The 15,367-nt window shown below is 67.2% G+C and carries 16 protein-coding genes; 3 read left to right on the top strand and 13 right to left on the bottom strand.

The window, feature by feature from the left end:
* Nucleotides 1–44: 44 nt before the first annotated feature.
* From AC5E6L_RS07865 to rpmH, 7 genes are all read right to left on the bottom strand, one after another.
* Nucleotides 45–683, bottom strand: a complete 639-nt coding sequence (locus AC5E6L_RS07865; RefSeq protein WP_491772441.1) for a class I SAM-dependent methyltransferase — start codon at nucleotides 681–683, stop codon at nucleotides 45–47.
* Nucleotides 673–1,803, bottom strand: coding sequence for a molecular chaperone DnaJ (gene dnaJ, locus AC5E6L_RS07860; RefSeq protein ID WP_491228867.1), 1,131 nt, complete (start codon nucleotides 1,801–1,803; stop codon nucleotides 673–675). Before dnaJ ends, AC5E6L_RS07865 begins: the two co-directional genes overlap by 11 nt.
* A 156-nt stretch (nucleotides 1,804–1,959) precedes the next feature.
* Nucleotides 1,960–2,637, bottom strand: a complete 678-nt coding sequence (yihA, locus tag AC5E6L_RS07855; protein WP_491228866.1) for a ribosome biogenesis GTP-binding protein YihA/YsxC — start codon at nucleotides 2,635–2,637, stop codon at nucleotides 1,960–1,962.
* A complete protein-coding gene (locus AC5E6L_RS07850; protein WP_491228865.1) occupies nucleotides 2,634–3,284 on the bottom strand; it encodes a CatB-related O-acetyltransferase in 651 nt (216 codons plus the stop codon). Before AC5E6L_RS07850 ends, yihA begins: the two co-directional genes overlap by 4 nt.
* 116 nt (nucleotides 3,285–3,400) lie before the next feature.
* Nucleotides 3,401–5,248, bottom strand: a complete 1,848-nt coding sequence (yidC, locus tag AC5E6L_RS07845; protein WP_491228864.1) for a membrane protein insertase YidC — start codon at nucleotides 5,246–5,248, stop codon at nucleotides 3,401–3,403.
* The gene (rnpA, locus tag AC5E6L_RS07840) at nucleotides 5,238–5,669 is read right to left on the bottom strand and encodes a ribonuclease P protein component (RefSeq protein ID WP_491228863.1); all 432 of its coding nucleotides are present in this window, start codon (nucleotides 5,667–5,669) and stop codon (nucleotides 5,238–5,240) included. Before rnpA ends, yidC begins: the two co-directional genes overlap by 11 nt.
* A 38-nt stretch (nucleotides 5,670–5,707) precedes the next feature.
* Nucleotides 5,708–5,845, bottom strand: a complete 138-nt coding sequence (rpmH, locus tag AC5E6L_RS07835) for a 50S ribosomal protein L34 (protein ID WP_109766713.1) — start codon at nucleotides 5,843–5,845, stop codon at nucleotides 5,708–5,710.
* A gap of 341 nt (nucleotides 5,846–6,186) precedes the next feature.
* Between rpmH and AC5E6L_RS07830 the strand changes: the two genes are divergently transcribed.
* The 3 genes from AC5E6L_RS07830 (at nucleotide 6,187) to AC5E6L_RS07820 (ending at nucleotide 10,040) form a co-directional block, all read left to right on the top strand.
* Nucleotides 6,187–6,948, top strand: a complete 762-nt coding sequence (locus AC5E6L_RS07830) for a TVP38/TMEM64 family protein (RefSeq protein ID WP_491772437.1) — start codon at nucleotides 6,187–6,189, stop codon at nucleotides 6,946–6,948.
* Nucleotides 6,949–7,004: 56 nt separating this feature from the next.
* Complete coding sequence (locus tag AC5E6L_RS07825) at nucleotides 7,005–8,432, top strand: dihydrolipoyl dehydrogenase family protein (protein ID WP_491772435.1); 1,428 nt, start codon at nucleotides 7,005–7,007, stop codon at nucleotides 8,430–8,432.
* 75 nt (nucleotides 8,433–8,507) lie between these two features.
* Entirely contained in the window at nucleotides 8,508–10,040 is a 1,533-nt protein-coding gene (locus AC5E6L_RS07820) for a sensor histidine kinase (RefSeq protein ID WP_491772433.1), read from the top strand.
* An 81-nt stretch (nucleotides 10,041–10,121) separates the two neighbouring features.
* Here the strand turns inward: AC5E6L_RS07820 and AC5E6L_RS07815 are convergent, their stop codons facing one another.
* The 6 genes from AC5E6L_RS07815 to cysG all read right to left on the bottom strand — a co-directional run.
* On the bottom strand, nucleotides 10,122–10,949 hold the full coding sequence (locus AC5E6L_RS07815) for a ferredoxin--NADP reductase (RefSeq protein WP_491772431.1): 828 nt from the start codon (nucleotides 10,947–10,949) through the stop codon (nucleotides 10,122–10,124).
* A gap of 15 nt (nucleotides 10,950–10,964) precedes the next feature.
* Nucleotides 10,965–11,444, bottom strand: coding sequence for a DUF934 domain-containing protein (locus AC5E6L_RS07810; protein WP_491772430.1), 480 nt, complete (start codon nucleotides 11,442–11,444; stop codon nucleotides 10,965–10,967).
* Nucleotides 11,445–11,453: 9 nt separating this feature from the next.
* On the bottom strand, nucleotides 11,454–12,173 hold the full coding sequence (locus tag AC5E6L_RS07805; RefSeq protein ID WP_491772428.1) for a phosphoadenylyl-sulfate reductase: 720 nt from the start codon (nucleotides 12,171–12,173) through the stop codon (nucleotides 11,454–11,456).
* Nucleotides 12,139–13,812: a nitrite/sulfite reductase gene (locus tag AC5E6L_RS07800; protein ID WP_491772426.1), complete on the bottom strand. Its 1,674-nt coding sequence runs from the start codon at nucleotides 13,810–13,812 to the stop codon at nucleotides 12,139–12,141. Before AC5E6L_RS07800 ends, AC5E6L_RS07805 begins: the two co-directional genes overlap by 35 nt.
* A gap of 3 nt (nucleotides 13,813–13,815) precedes the next feature.
* Nucleotides 13,816–14,118: a DUF2849 domain-containing protein gene (locus AC5E6L_RS07795; RefSeq protein ID WP_491230079.1), complete on the bottom strand. Its 303-nt coding sequence runs from the start codon at nucleotides 14,116–14,118 to the stop codon at nucleotides 13,816–13,818.
* A 1-nt stretch (nucleotide 14,119) separates the two neighbouring features.
* Nucleotides 14,120–15,367 (bottom strand): siroheme synthase CysG (gene cysG / locus AC5E6L_RS07790; protein WP_491772424.1); only part of this gene is annotated, 1,248 nt, incomplete at its 5' end.

The following is a 15,367-nucleotide window of genomic DNA, read 5'->3' as shown; positions in this document are numbered from 1 at the left end:
GGCGGCGGTGGCACCGCGCACTCAAGCGCAGGGCTATAGGACAATCAATCGGGTCTTGAATAGAGCCAGACGCTGGCGGGCGGCACGTTGCGCATGATGCGGCGCGACCCCTGATAGGCGATGGCAGGGTCATCGGGCACGACGGGCGGACGCGGACCATAGGTGATCTGCACCATCGGACGCCCCGGCGGCACGCGCGCGAGCGCATCCTCCAGAAGCGCGTTTCGCTCGGCATGGCCGAAATTGAGCAGCGGAATGCCGGAGATGACGCAGTCGAACTGCATGGGACCGCGCCCGGCGAACGCGCCATCGAGATCGAACGCGTTGCCGTGGATGACATTCACGTCGGGGAAGGTGTGTCTGAGGTGGGCGTGAAGGTCGGCCGAATACTCGACCAGATGCAGCCGGGAGGGCGCAACGCCCCGCGCCAGGATCTCGCGCGTCACCGGCCCTGTGCCCGGCCCCAGTTCAAGGACCGGAAGGTGCGAGGCGGCGTTGACGTGGCTGGCAATCAGTTGCGAGACCGGACGGCCGGTCGGCACGATGGAGCCGACGCCGCGCGGCGAGCGGATCATCGCGCCGAGAAAGCGCAGGCGCTCGCTCCAGACCGACGACGGTACGGGCTTGGCGCCCGAAGGCGCGCCCGGTTCGGCGCCGCCCTCGTTGCGCCGGTCAGTCGCCAAGATCGAAGAAGTCCTTCATACGGTTGAAAAAGCCGTTCGATTGCGGGCTGTTTTCCTTGGCCGAGATCTGCTCGAACTCGTCCAGCAGTTCACGCTGGCGCTTGGACAGGTTCTGCGGCGTTTCGACGGCGATCTGGATATAGAGGTCCCCCATCGTCGCCTGGCGCATGACCGGCATACCCTTGCCGCGCAAGCGAAACTGCTTGCCCGACTGGGCGCCGTCGGGCACCTTGACCCTGGTCTGGCCGCCATCGAGCGTTCCGACCTCGAACTGGCCGCCAAGGGCCGCGGCGGTCATCGAAATCGGCACCTTGCAGTAAAGATCGGCGCCATCGCGCTGGAAGAACTCATGCGGCGTCACCGAGATGAAGATGTAGAGGTCGCCGGCGGGCCCGCTGCGGAAGCCGGCCTCGCCCTCGCCGGCAAGGCGGATGCGCGTGCCGTCCTCGATGCCGGCGGGAATGTTGACCGACAGCGCGCGTTCCTGGGTGACGCGCCCCTGTCCGCGACAGGTCTCGCACGGATCGGTGATCTGCTCGCCCCGGCCGTTGCAGGCCGGGCAGGTCCGTTCGATCGAAAAGAACCCCTGGGCGGCACGCACGCGGCCGGCGCCGTTGCAGGTGCCGCAGGTCGCCGGGCTGGTGCCGGGCCTTGCGCCCGAACCCGAACAGGTTTCGCAGGTGGCCGAGGTCGGCACGCGGATCTGCGCGGTCTTGCCGGCGAACGCCTCCTCCAGCGTGATCTCCAGATTGTAGCGCAGGTCGGCGCCCCGCTCGCGCCCGCCCGAACCGCGCCGCGCGCGGCCGCCGCCCATCATTTCGCCGAAAATGTCCTCGAAGATATCGGCAAAGCCCGCAGCGCCCGCGCCGCCGAAGCCGCCGCCGCCCATGCCGCCATTTTCGAAGGCGGCGTGGCCGAAACGGTCGTAGGCGGCCCGCTTCTGCGGGTCCTTCAGCGTCTCATAGGCTTCGTTGGCTTCCTTGAACTTCTGCTCGGCGGCGGAATCGCCCGGATTCCGGTCGGGATGAAATCGCATCGCCAGCTTGCGGTAGGCGCTCTTGAGCGCCTTGTCGTCGGCATCGCGGGATACGCCCAATGTCTCGTAGAAATCGGCCTTCATAGTCTTCCAGTTCAGATGCGCGCATGTCTTGACGGGCGCTCGAACGACCGGACGCACCCCGTTTTCGAAGCAGATAGTCGGTGACGGCCGGGAATTCCAGCCGTCCGGACGATTGATTGTGGGCGAAGGCGCCTATGGCAGGGAACGGCCCCGCCCTCATGCCGCCACGGCATGGACGATGGCGCGGCGCAGTTCGTCAAGGCCCCGCCCCTTCTGAGAAGAGGTCGCGACGACGCCCGGAAAGGCCGCCGGACGCCTGCCGATCGCCCGCGCCGTCCGCTCGACGAGGCGGACGACCTCGGGCGGCTTGATCTTGTCGGCCTTGGTCAGCACGATCTGGTAGGAGACGGCCGCCCGGTCGAGCAGGTCCAACCCCTCCTCGTCGTTCCTCTTGATGCCGTGGCGCGCATCGACCAGCACGAAGACGCGCTTGAGCGTGGTGCGGCCGCGCAGATAGTCGAACACAAGGTCCGTCCAGCGCTCGACGGTCTCCCTTGGCGCCCTGGCGTAGCCATAGCCGGGCATGTCGACGATCGCCAGCGGCGGCAGGTCGTCCATCGCGCCCGAGAACCCGTCGGGGACAAAGAAGTTCAGTTCCTGCGTGCGCCCCGGCGTGTTCGAGGTCCGCGCCAGCCCGTTCCTGCCGGTCAGCGCGTTGATCAGCGAGGACTTGCCGACATTGGAGCGGCCGGCGAAGGCGATCTCGGGCGGGCCTTCGGGCGGCAGATAGTCCATCGACGGCACGCCGCGCACGAACGTCCAGGCGCCGGTGGCCTTGAGCGCCGCCCGGACGGGCGACGCGGCATCGGGTGGCGGGTCCGCAATATCGGTCATGGCCGCTTATCGGCGATCGCCTTCAGCGCATCAAGATCGCCGCCGCGAATGGCATCAAGGCCCCGCGCGATCTTTTCGGCGGGCCAGTCCCACCAGGCGATCCGCAAAAGCGCGTCGACGGTTTGGCCGTCGAACCGCATACGCACCGATTTCGCCGGATTGCCGGCGACGACGGCATAGGCCGGCACGTCGGAGGCGACGACGGACCGCGCCGCGACGATGGCGCCGTCGCCGATCGTCACGCCCGGCATGATCAGCGCGCCATTGCCGATCCAGACATCGTTACCGACGATCGTGTCGCCGCGGCCGGCATCGATCCAGGTCTTGTCGTCGAAGCCCTGCTCCCATCCGCCGCCGAAAAGGTTGAACGGATAGGTGGAAAAGCCGCCCATGGCGTGGTTGGCGCCGTTCATGAAGAAGGTGGTGCCGGTGGCGAGCGCGCAGAAGCGGCCGATGACCAGCCTGTCGCCATAAAAATCGAAATGGTGCAGCACATTGCGTTCCTCGAAACGCTCCGCGCCGCTCGCATCGTCATAATAGGTGTAGTCACCCACCTCGATGTTCGGGCGCGTGATGAAGTTTTTCAGGAAAACCGCCCGCGTATAGCCGTCGAGCGGATAGGGTTTGGAGGGGTGAGGGCCGTGCATGGCTGAACTCCGAATTGGGTGGCTGGTTCGGTTGACGAGGATCCACCCGGCCTGGGCCGTGGATCGGAGCTCAATCGTTCATCGGACCCTTCTCCTTGATTGCCGCCGGTCGGGCGCTATTCGGCCGGCTGGTTGGACTTGCCGCCGAACATGCCCTTGAGATTGTCCCAAAGCTCGATCTTGGCGCCGTGGCGGCGCATGATCACGCCCTGCTGGAGGATCGACAGGAAGTTGTTCCACGCCCAGTAGATGACAAGGCCCGCCGGGAACGTCGCCAGCATGAAGGTGAAGACGACCGGCATCCATTTGAAGACCATGGCGGTCGTCGGATCGGGCGGCGGCGGGTTCATCTGCATCTGCACGAACATGGTCGCGCCCATCAGCAGCGGCCACACGCCGACCATGAGCAGCGGGCCGAGCAGCGGCGCCGCGCCCGGATCGAACGGCAGCAGGCCGAACAGGTTGAAGATCGAGGTCGGATCGGGCGCCGACAGATCCCGCACCCAGCCGAAGAAGGGCGCGTGCCGCATTTCGATCGTCACGTAGAGCACCTTGTAGAGCGCAAAGAAGACCGGGATCTGGATCAAGACGGGCCAGCAACCGGCGATCGGATTGATCTTCTCTTTCTTGTAGAGTTCCATCATCGCCTTTTGCATCTTCTCGCGGTCGTCGCCGTAACGCTCCTTGATCTCCTGCATTCTGGGCTGGACGACCTTCATGCGCGCCATGGAGGCGTAGGACTTGTTGGCGAGCGGGAAGAAGGCGAGCTTGATCAGCACGGTGGCCAGGATGATCGCCACGCCGAAATTGCCGAACACGGAATTGAGCCAGTAGAGCAGATGGAACAGCGGCTTGGTGATGAAGTGGAACCAGCCCCAGTCGATCATCAGTTCGAACTGGCGGATTTGGCGATCGACCTCATAGGCGTCGATGATGCGCGTCTTCTTGGCGCCGGCGAAGAACAGGTTCTCGATGGTCGCCGCCTGGCCCGCATTGATGGTGACCGCGTCCGAAAGGAAGTCGGCCTGATAGCGCGACGCGCCGTCGGTGAAGTAGGAGTAGCGCGGCTGGAACGAAGCGTCGCGCGGGATCAGCGCGGTGGCCCAGTACTTGTCCGTGATGCCGAGCCATCCATCGTTCGACTTGCCGGGCGCGACCTGCCCGTCGTCGCGCATCTCGCCGAAGGTCAGCTCGGTCAGCCCCTCCTCACCGGTGACGCCGATCATGCCCTCGTGCAGGATGAAGATCGGCGGTGTCGCCGGAATCGTGTAGCGCGTCGTGCGCCCGTAATTCTGAAGCGCCACCGCACCCGCGCCATTGTTGGCGATCCGGTCGGTGATGGTGAACATATAGCTCTCGTCGACCGCGATCCGGCGCGAGAATTCGAGCCCGCCCGGCGCCGAATAGGTCAGCGTGACTGGCGAGTCGGGCGTCAGCACGGCGTTGCCGTCCACCTGCCATTCGGCGTCCGGGCCGGGAACGCCTTCAAGGCCGGTATAGCCGAACTCGGCGAAATAGGGATCGGGCGCGGTCACCGGCGACAGGAGGCCGACGATGGGGGAGGCGTCGTCGACCTCCACATGATAGTTCTTCAGGGACAAATCGTCGAAGCGGGCGCCGGTCAGATTGATCGAGCCGGTCAGCGTCGGCGTTTCGATCGAAACGCGGCGCCCGGTCGAGGCGACCGCCGTTTCGCGGTCGGTGCCGCCCGCGGCCACCGCTCCGGCAGCCGGAGCCGCGCCCGATACGGTCGCCTGGGGGATGTCTGCGCCGGCCGTTGCTTGAGCGGACGTATCGGCGCTGCCGGTCCCGGCCTGCGCCTCGACCTGCATGCCGGCCTGGGCCTGCTGCTGCGCCGCGCGTTCGGCCTCGATCTGCGGATTGACATAGAAGATCTGCCAAAGCGTCAGGATCAGCACCGAAAGGGCGATGGTCAGGAACAGGTTGCGGTTGTTATTGTGCATGGCTCCGCTTCGGGCTCGCTTGGTCTTCGTGTCCGGTTGTCCGTTCGAGGCCCGTGCGCGCGCCCTTGCCATGGGCCCGGGCAATCGCCTGGCACAGATCCTCGCATAATGCGCTGAACGGGGCAGTCAACACATCCGGCTTGGAAATGATGACATAGTCATGTCGTGGCCGCATGTCACGCGCGGCGGCCAGCCGCACCGCCTCGCGCAGCCGCCGCTTGGCGCGGTTGCGCTGCACGGCGCCGCCGATCTTGCGCGTGACCGTATAGCCCACACGCGGCGGCTCGCCCGCCTCTCCGGGCTCGCGCCTGCGCATTTCGAGCCGAACCATGCGCCCGCCGACGCGAATGCCCCGGCGCGCGGCCAGGAAATCGGCGCGCTTGCGCAGCATGGCGCGGGCCCCAGGCGCGCCGGACGCCATGGCGGGCGAGACCGCGCCGCGCCCGGCGCTCGTCCCGTTCAGGCCGACAGCTTCTTGCGGCCCTTGGCACGACGCCGGGCCAGAACCTTGCGGCCGCCGGCGGTCGCCATGCGGGCGCGGAAGCCGTGGCGGCGTTTGCGAACCAGGCGCGAGGGTTGGTAGGTGCGTTTGGTCATGGGATCATCCGCCGCGGCAAGCGGCCTTCTCGTTCAACTGTATAGGGCCATGGGCCATTGGCGGAACAACGGCGACAGCGCGCCGGACGCGCGTGCCCAAACGTGCGCCGGCTTATGTGCGAAGCGGGCGGGAAAGTCAATTCCGGAGAAGCCCGCCCGAAGCACCTTCGCCTCACGCCGGCGTGAACGGGCCGCCCGCCCGGTTCACGGCTTGTCGTGTCACCCCGATGTGAGTTGTTGTTGACCGCCCGCCCCGTCATGTGAGGAGCGCCACACCGGCCATCTCGCACATTTCGTCCGCATTGGAAGCGCCACCGATGACTGATACATCGAACCCGACCATGACCAAGCCCAGCGACACGCCGAAGCAAGGCGATCTTAGGTCCACCGCCAAGCGCTTCGCGCCGGTGATCGCCATCGCGGCGGGACTTGGGTTTGCCTATCTGATGGGATGGCAGCGTTTCTTCACGCTCGGCTTCCTGGCCGAGAGCCGTGACGGGCTGACCGCATTCGTCGAGGCCAACCGCTGGCTGTCGACCCTCGGCTTTACCGCGATCTACGCCACCGCCGTCGCCTTTTCCTTTCCGGCCGCCTCGATCCTGACCATCTTCGCCGGCTTCCTGTTCGGCTGGCTGACGGGGAGCCTTGTCGTCGCGGTCGGCGCGACGGCCGGCGCCACGGCGATATTTCTCGTCGCCCGCTCCGCGTTCGGCGATTTCCTGCGCGCGCGTGTCGGCGGCCGCGTCAAGAAGCTGGCCGACGGTTTCGAGGAGGACGCGTTCAGCTATCTGCTGGTTCTGCGCATCGCGCCCGTCTTTCCGTTCTTCGTCATGAACATCGCCCCCGCCCTGTTCAACGTGTCCCTGCGCGCCTATATCGTGGCGACCTTTATCGGTATCCTGCCGGGCGTGTTCGCCTATACCTATCTGGGCCGGGGCATCGGCTCGGTGCTGGACGCGGCGGAAGCGGCCGGCACCAGCGCCTCGGTGGGCGACCTGATCACGACCGAAATCACGCTTGCCTTCGTCGCGCTGGCGGTGGTCGCGGCGATTCCGCTGGCGATCAGGAAGTGGCGCGCCCGCAAGGCGGTTTCCGCAAGCTGAGCCGTCGGCCGGGCGCCGATCCATTCCGAACGAACCGCCATCAGGGGAAAACGACCATGAGCGAGGTGCTGACACCGGATATCTGCGTTATCGGGGCGGGCTCGGGCGGGCTGACCGTGGCCGCCGCGGCCGCCGCTTTCGGCGTGTCCGTGGTGCTTATCGAAGCGGGCAAGAGGGGCGGCGACTGCCTCAACTATGGCTGCGTCCCCTCCACGGCGATGATCGCCGCGGCCAAGGCCGCGCAGACCATGCGCCACGCCGACAGGTTCGGCGTCAAGGCAGTCGAGCCGGAGGTCAATTTCGGCCGCGTGCACGCCCATGTCCACGATGTGATCGCGACGATCGCGCCCAACGATTCCGTCGAGCGCTTCACCGCGTTGGGCGTCAAGGTCATCCAGGCGCGCGGCGCGTTTTCGGACGCAAAGACCGTCGTCGCCGGCGATTACACCATCAAGGCGCGGCGCTTCGTGATCGCGACCGGCAGCCGCGCCTTCGTGCCGCCGATCCCGGGCCTCGACCAGGTGCCCTACCTGACCAACGAGACCCTGTTCGACCAGACCCGGCGGCCAGGCCACCTGATCGTGGTCGGCGGCGGGCCGATCGGGATGGAGATGGCACAGGCGCACCGGCGGCTGGGTTCGCAGGTGAGCGTCGTCGAAGCGCTCAAGGCCATGGGCAAGGACGATCCGGAACTGGCGACGATCGTGATCGACAAGGTGCGCGCCGATGGCGTCGACATCCGCGAGGACACCAAGGTCGTCTCGGTCGAGCCGAGGGGCAAGACGGGCGTGCGGGTGACGGTCGAGCATGACGGTGCGCGATCCCATATCGACGGCACGCACATTCTGATCGCCACGGGCCGGGCGCCCAATGTCGACGGTCTGGGCCTCGATGCGGCCGGCATCGCCCACGGCAGGAAGGGCATCGAGGTGACCGACGCGCTGCGCACCACCAACAGGCGCGCCTACGCCATCGGCGACGTCGCCGGCGGGCCGCAATTCACCCATGTGGCCGGCTACCATGCCGGGCTGGTCGTGCAGTCGATCCTGTTCCGCGTGGCCGGCAAGCCGAAAAACCACCTGATCCCCTGGGCGACCTACACCGATCCGGAACTGGCCCATGTCGGCCTGACCGAGGACGAGGCCAGGCACAGAAAGGGCGACATCACGGTCCTGCGCTGGCCCTATGCCGAAAACGACCGCGCGCAGACCGAACGCAGGACCGACGGCCTGGTCAAGATGATCACCGACAGGAAGGGGCGGATCCTTGGCGCCTCGATCGCCGGCGCCAATGCGGGCGAGATGATCAACATGTTCGCGCTGGCGATCTCCAGGAAGATGAAGGCGGGCGACCTGCGCGGCTTCATCGCGCCCTACCCGACCATGACCGAGATCACCAAGCGCGCGGCGACCAGCTTCGCCGCCCCGGTGACGCGCAAGCCGTCCGTGCGCCGGATCGTGGGGTTCCTGCGCCGTTTCGGATAGGCGGACATGAACCGGGGCGCACGGATTGACAATGTTGACCGCCAGCCGTGGCGGCCCGGCCGCAAACGCTCTATCATGACGGCCATGAACGAGACGGCGCGAACGCAGATCGGTGAGCCGGCTCCGTCCGGCGCGGCGCAGCCGCGCCGGCGGCTTTCGGCCAAGCTCTTGTGGCTGACCATCTTGTTCGTGATGATCGCCGAGGTGCTGATCTTCGTGCCATCGGTCGCCAACTTCCGCATGAGCTGGCTCGAACAGCGCCTGAACACGGCGGCCGCGGCGAGCGTGCTGATCACCGCAGAGGAAACGGCCGAACTGCCGCAATCGGTGCAGGACGACGTGCTGATGGCGATCGGCGCCAGGACGATCGCGCTGCGCATGGAAGGCCGGTCGCAACTGCTCGTGGTCAGCGACATGCCGGTGGCCGTCGACCAGCATGTGGATGTCGTCGATTTCTCGCCCCTGGGCGCGATCCGCGATGCGTTCGCCACCTTGTTCGCCGGCGGCGACCAGACGCTGCGCGTCACCGGGCCGATCGGCGACAGCGCGGGGCGGATCGAATTGGTAATGGACGACGGGTCCCTGCGCATGGCGATGCTGACCTACGCCCGCAACATTGCGATCCTGTCGCTGATCATCGCGCTGATCAGCGCGACGCTGGTGTTTCTTGCCATCAACCGGATCATGATCCGCCCGATCCTGCGCATGACGCGGTCGATGCTGCGCTTTGCCGCCGATCCGGCCGATCCGAACGCGGTCATCGTGCCGGAGAAGCGCTCGGACGAGCTGGGCCTTGCCGAGCGCGAACTGGCCGGCATGCAGATGCGGCTCCAGTCGACCCTGCGCAGCCAGAAGCGGCTGGCCGACCTGGGCCTTGCGGTCTCCAAGATCAACCACGACATGCGCAACATCCTCGCCTCGGCCCAGCTTCTTGGCGATCGGCTGGCCGAGACGGACGATCCGGCGGTGCAGCGCTTTGCGCCCAAGCTGATACGTGCGCTCGACCGGGCGACGGCCTATACGTCCGACGTTCTGTCCTACGGCAAGGCCCAGGAGAAGGCGCCGGTGCGCCGCCGTGTCCGCCTTGCGCGCATCGTCGCCGATGTCGAGGATCTGCTGGGCCTTCAGCCCGCCGGCGAGATCGTTTTCGGCAGCGCCGTGCCCGACGATCTTGAGATCGACGCCGACCCAGAGCAGTTGTTTCGTGTTCTGATGAATCTCACCCGCAACGCGGTCCAGGCGCTGCGCGGGGACGACGATCCGGCGACCGTCAAACGGGTGACGATCTCCGCCGGGCGAATGGGATCGAGCACGATCGTTTCGATCGAGGATACCGGTCCGGGACTGCCGGCCAAGGCGCGCGAGCATCTGTTTGCGCCCTTTTCGGGTTCGAGCCGCGGGGGCGGCACCGGCCTGGGCCTTGCCATCGCCCACGAACTGGTGGCCGCCCATGGCGGAACGCTGGAGTTGCGCGAGGACCGGGCCGTGGGCACCCATTTCGAGATCCGCCTTCCCGATTCGGAAGCCCCCCCTGCCCGCCTCGGCCGGCAGGAGCGGTCGGGCCTGCGCCTTGCCACGGACGGTGGCCGCGCGACCGGCCCGCGCTGAGCCGGCGCCATGCAATATCGGCACGGCCCACCATGCAACGGGACCAGAAGGGATCGAGGCTCGCCATGAAGGCGCCGGGCGCTACGCCGCCTCGGTTTCACCGACGAACGCCTTTTCGAGCACGTAGTGGCCCGGCCTGTTGTTGGCGCCTTCGACCATGCCGGCGGCCTCGCAAAGCTCCTTGATCTCAAGGTTCAGCCCCATCGAGCCGCAGATCATCACCCGGTCCTCGTCGATGGTCCAGGGCGGCACGCCGAGATCGGCGAACAGTTCGCCCGAGCGGATCTTGTCGGTGACGCGCCCCGTCCTCGCGCTGTCTTCGCGCGTGGTCGTGGGATAGTGGACGAGCTTGCCCTCGACCATCTCGCCGATCAGCGGGTCGTTGACGAGATTGTCGATCAGTTCCTGGCCGTACGCCAGTTCGGCCCTGGTGCGGCATGTGTGGGTCAGGATCACCTGGTCGAACTTCTCATAGACCTCCGGGTCGCGCACGAGCGAGGCGAACGGCGCGATGCCGGTGCCGGTCGCCAGCATGTAGAGCCTCTTGCCCGGCAAAAGCGCATCGATGACCAGCGTTCCGACGGGCTTGGTCTTCAGGATCACCTGGTCGCCCACCGCGATCTTCTGCAAGCGCGAGGTCAGCGGTCCGTCGGGCACCTTGATCGAATAAAATTCCAACTCCTCGTCCCAGGAGGGCGAGGCGATCGAATAGGCACGCAGGATCGGCTTGCCATTGTCGCCGGGCAGGCCGATCATGACGAACTCGCCGGAGCGGAAGCGCAGCGATTGCGGCCGCGTCAGCCGGAAGGCGAACAGCCGGTCGGTATAGTGGCGCACATGGGTCACGGTCTGCCCGTCCTTGAGGGCGACCGGTTTCACCGGCCCGGTGACTGCCGTCATCTCGTTCATGGTCATGGTTTCCTGTTAGGCGACTTCGGCTGTCTGATGCAAACGGTTCTGGTAGGTCGTATTGATGCGGGGCACCTGCGCCGTCCATTGGTCCTCGGGCTGCCGGGCGGCCAGCGTCGCATCGATGGCCACCATGTCGAACCCGCAGCGGCGCGCATGGGCATACTGGTCGGCGATCACATGGCCCTGGGCGATCAGCCTGCCCGCAAAGCCCAGTCGCCGCAAGCGGGTGGCCAGCGAAAAGCCGCGCCCGTCGGCGAAGGACGGAAAGGGTATGATGATCGCCGCGACCGTATCGAAGAACGGCGCGACATGGCCGGGGTCGGCGTCGTTGGGCAGGTTGAGGCCGACCTGGCGCGGCCGGTCGGTGGGCAGGCCGGCCTCAAGGTCGGCCAGCGCGACCTCGCCATAGGCGCCCGCCAGAAGGCGCTCGGCCCGGTCGTCGGGCGCAAATCCGGCGTCGGTGACGATGATCATGTCCATCTCTTCAGGCATGACGTGTCCTCAGGCATGATTTGGCGCGCCGCGCACGATCGCGCCGTTGACGATGTGGATGCCGCACTCGGTCTTGTCCCGGCCCCGCCAGCGTCCGGCGCGCGCGTCCTCGCCGTCCGCGACGGGCGAGGTGCACGCCGCGCAGCCGATCGAAGCGTAGCCATGGGCGACCAGCGGGTGCTGAGGCAGGTCAAACCGGGCGGCGTAATCGGCGAGCGCGTCCGGCGACCAGTGCGCCAGCGGGTTGAGCTTGGTCTTGCCGTTGGCCGCGGTCTCGACCGGAGCGATGGCGAGCCGGGTCGCCGCCTGAAACCGCTTGCGTCCCGTGATCCAGCCGTCGAACCCGTCAAGCGCCGCATCGAGCACGCGCGTCTTGCGCAAATCGCAGCACGCATCGGGGTCCGTCAGATGCAGCCGCCCCCAGGCGTCGCCGCGCCGGACGGCATCGCGGCCGGGGCGCACCGTGCGCACGTCGGTCAGGCCGAGGCGAAACGCCAGATCGTCGCGATAGCGCAGCGTTTCGGCGAACAGCATGCCCGTGTCGATGAACAGTACCGGCGTTGCCGCGCGGATGCGCGCGATCAGGTGCAAGAGCACCGCCGATTCCGCGCCGAACGAGGAAACGGCCGCGAGGCGGCCGTAGCGCCCGCCGACGAGGGCGGCCCGCAGGAGGGCGAGCGTCTCGCCCTCCGCCTCACGCGGCGCGGGCGCTGTCGTGTCGGTCGTCATAGATCGCGTCCTTGAACGGCCCCGCGCCAAGTCGGCGATAGGCGTCGAGGAAGGTCTCGTCGGCCGTCTGCCGCAGGCCCAGATAGGTGTCGATGATGGTTTCGATCGCCGGGATCAGAGCCTCGGCGGCAAAGCCCGGACCGGTGCGTTCGCCGATCGCCGCCGTCTCGGTGCCGTCGCCGCCCAGCGTGACCTGGTAGTTCTCGACGCCGGCCTTGTCGAGGCCCAGAATGCCAATGTGACCGACGTGATGATGGCCGCATGCATTGATGCAGCCCGAAATCTTGATCTTCAGCGGGCCGATGTCGCGTTCGAGCCTGAGCGCGTCGAAATGGGTGGCGAGTTCCTGGGCGATCGGGATCGAGCGGGCCGTGGCCAGCGCGCAATAATCCATGCCCGGGCAGGCGATGATGTCCGAGATCAGGCCGATATTGGCGGTGGCGAGCCCGGCTTTTTTCAGCGCGGCGTGCACGGCGGGGATATCGGCCTTCCGGACATGGGGAAGGATGATGTTCTGCTCGTGGCTGACGCGCAATTCGTCATGGCCGTAGCGCTCGGCGAGATCTGCCAGAACGCGCATCTGGTCGGCGCTCGCATCGCCCGGCGTACCGCCCACAGGCTTAAGCGACACCGATACGATGCCGTAGGCCGGGTTCCTGTGCTCGGCCACGTTGGTCTCGACGAAGGCGCCGAACACCGGATCGTCGGCCTGCGCCCGCTCGAAGGCGAGCGACTGGGTGTTGTCGAACGCCGGCGGCGCGAACGCCGCCTCGATGCGCGCGACCAGCTCTTGCGGCGGGGCCTGGAACAGCGCCTTTTGCTCGACGAACGCGTCCTCGATCATCGTCTTGATCTCCTCGGTCCCGGTCTCGTGGACGAGGATCTTGATGCGCGCCTTGTATTTGTTGTCGCGCCGGCCGGCGAGATTGTAGACCCGCAGGATCGCCTCCAGATAGGGGAGAAGATCGGCCTTGGGCACGAAATCGCGCACGGTTTTGCCAATCATCGGCGTGCGGCCCAGCCCGCCGCCCACGATCACCTCATAGCCCGGCTCGCCGGCCTCGTTGCGCACCATGCGCAGGCCGATATCGTGCGCCCTGGTCACCGCGCGGTCGTTGGGGCTGCCCGTGATGGCGATCTTGAACTTGCGCGGCAGGTACTGGAACTCGGGATGGTCGGTCGACCATTGCCGCAGCAGTTCGGCGGTCGGGCGCGGGTCCTCGATCTCGTCGGCGGCGGCACCGGCGAAATGGTCGGCGGTCACGTTCCTGATGCAGTTGCCCGAGGTCTGGATCGCGTGCATCTCGACATCGGCGAGCGCATCCAGAATGTCCGGCACGTCCTTCAGCCTGGGCCAGTTGAACTGGATGTTCTGGCGCGTGGTGAAATGGCCGTAGCCCTTGTCCCAGCGCTCGGCGATCATCGCCAGTTGCCGCATCTGGCGCGCGTTGAGCGTGCCGTAGGGGATGGCGACGCGCAGCATATAGGCGTGAAGCTGAAGATAGAGCCCGTTCTTCAGCCGCAGCGGCTTGAACTCGTCCTCGGTCAGCGCGCCGTCGATGCGTCGCTCCACCTGCTTGCGGAACTCGGCGACGCGCGCGCGCACGAACCCGGCGTCGAAATCGTCATAGGCATACATGGTTCACTGTTCCGCCTGCTTGCCGTGGAAATAGTTGGAGGGTCCGCGCGTGCGGAACGCCTCGCGGAAATGGATCGGCCGGGGCCGGCCGTCCTCGCCGATGGCGGCGTTGGCCAGATAGGCGCCGACGATCTTTTCGGGCTGCGCATTGGCGAGCGCCAGAAGCCGCTCGGCCTCGTGCGGCGTTTCGGCGACGGCCGCCTCGCCGTGCCGGCGCGTCCAGCCGCCGTCCACGGTCAGATAGACCACGTCCCCCTCGAACAGGTCGTTGGCGGTGACCACTTGCGGATGCTTCTGTCTTGGCATGTCAGACGGCCTCTGCTTCGACCGCCAGGTCTGCGAGGGCTGCTTCCGCCCCGCGCGGCGCGATGCCGTAAAGCAGCACGGCCGGACCGGCGATGCCGGCCCCGCCGAGCGTTTCGGGCAGGTCGGCGAGGGTGGCGGCGACGATGCGCTGGTCGGGGCGCGAGGCATTCTCGACAACCGTCACCGGCGTTGCGGCATCGGCGCCGTGCATCATGAGGCGCCCGCGCAGGAAGGCGGCGGCCTTCAGCCCCATATAAATCGCCGCCGCCTCGCCGGACCGGGCCAGCGCACGCCAGTCGTGATCGGCGAAGCCTTCGGCGTCGTGGCCAGTGATGATGCGCAGCGAGGCGTTGCGCCCGCGCCGGGTCAGCGACCGGCCCAGGCAGGCCACGGCCGCCGAGGCCGCCGTGATGCCGGGCACGATCTCGAAGGCGATGCCCGCCGCGTCCAGCGCGTCCAGTTCCTCCTCCAGCCGGCCGAACACCGCCGGATCGCCCGATTTGAGCCGCACCACGCGCGCCCCGCCCGATGCGTGCTCGATCATCAGAGCGTTGATCGCATCCTGGCTCCAGGCCGGGCCGAAGCCGGTCTTGCCAGTCTCGACGATGGTCGCCTCGCGCCGGGCCAGTTCGATGATCGGCTGCGGCACCAGCCGGTCGTGCAGCACGACATCGGCCTCGTGCAGCGCGTTGCGGGCCTTCAGCGTGAGCAGTTCGGGATCACCCGGCCCGGCGCCGACAAAGGCCACCGAGCCCGCGCCCCGGCGCGTTTCGATCGCGTCGGTGAGCAGCGTTTCCAGCGTCTCGCGCACGGCCGTCTCACCGCCCGCCTTGAGCGCGCGGTCGCCGGCGCCGAAATAGAACCGCGTCCAGAAGGCGCGCCGCTTTGTGGAATCGCCGAGCATCTCGGCACGCTTGCGGAAGCGCTGGCCGATCCGGGTCAGAAGGCCGAGCGAGGCGGGCAGCCGCTCTTCGATGTCGGCCTTGATCTTGCGGGCCAGGACCGGCGCGGCGCCCTCGGTTCCGATGGCGACGGTGACCGGATCGCGGTCCACGATGGCCGGCGTGATGAACTGTGAATGTTCGAGATTGTCGACGATGTTGACGAGCGCGCCCGCCTGGTGACCGATGGCGGCGGCGCGCGCATCCTCGGCTTCATCGTCGTTTGCCGCATAAAAGAGCGCCGCGCACAGCGCATCGCCCGTCTCGATCGGCCGCTCGGCCAGAATCAAACGACCCTGCGCGGCCCA

Source organism: Roseitalea sp., assembly GCF_984466335.1.
Note: the sequence above shows the minus strand (reverse complement) of the source record. Positions and strands in the feature narration are given on the sequence as shown.

Coding starts and splice junctions, on each gene's coding strand:
- dnaJ (WP_491228867.1), bottom strand. CDS start 1,803: ATGAAGGCCGATTTCTACGAGACATTGGGCGTATCCCGCGATGCCGAC.
- yihA (WP_491228866.1), bottom strand. CDS start 2,637: ATGACCGATATTGCGGACCCGCCACCCGATGCCGCGTCGCCCGTCCGG.
- AC5E6L_RS07850 (WP_491228865.1), bottom strand. CDS start 3,284: ATGCACGGCCCTCACCCCTCCAAACCCTATCCGCTCGACGGCTATACG.
- yidC (WP_491228864.1), bottom strand. CDS start 5,248: ATGCACAATAACAACCGCAACCTGTTCCTGACCATCGCCCTTTCGGTG.
- rnpA (WP_491228863.1), bottom strand. CDS start 5,669: ATGGCGTCCGGCGCGCCTGGGGCCCGCGCCATGCTGCGCAAGCGCGCC.
- rpmH (WP_109766713.1), bottom strand. CDS start 5,845: ATGACCAAACGCACCTACCAACCCTCGCGCCTGGTTCGCAAACGCCGC.
- AC5E6L_RS07830 (WP_491772437.1), top strand. CDS start 6,187: ATGACCAAGCCCAGCGACACGCCGAAGCAAGGCGATCTTAGGTCCACC.
- AC5E6L_RS07825 (WP_491772435.1), top strand. CDS start 7,005: ATGAGCGAGGTGCTGACACCGGATATCTGCGTTATCGGGGCGGGCTCG.
- AC5E6L_RS07820 (WP_491772433.1), top strand. CDS start 8,508: ATGACGGCCATGAACGAGACGGCGCGAACGCAGATCGGTGAGCCGGCT.
- AC5E6L_RS07815 (WP_491772431.1), bottom strand. CDS start 10,949: ATGAACGAGATGACGGCAGTCACCGGGCCGGTGAAACCGGTCGCCCTC.
- AC5E6L_RS07810 (WP_491772430.1), bottom strand. CDS start 11,444: ATGCCTGAAGAGATGGACATGATCATCGTCACCGACGCCGGATTTGCG.
- AC5E6L_RS07805 (WP_491772428.1), bottom strand. CDS start 12,173: ATGACGACCGACACGACAGCGCCCGCGCCGCGTGAGGCGGAGGGCGAG.
- AC5E6L_RS07800 (WP_491772426.1), bottom strand. CDS start 13,812: ATGTATGCCTATGACGATTTCGACGCCGGGTTCGTGCGCGCGCGCGTC.
- AC5E6L_RS07795 (WP_491230079.1), bottom strand. CDS start 14,118: ATGCCAAGACAGAAGCATCCGCAAGTGGTCACCGCCAACGACCTGTTC.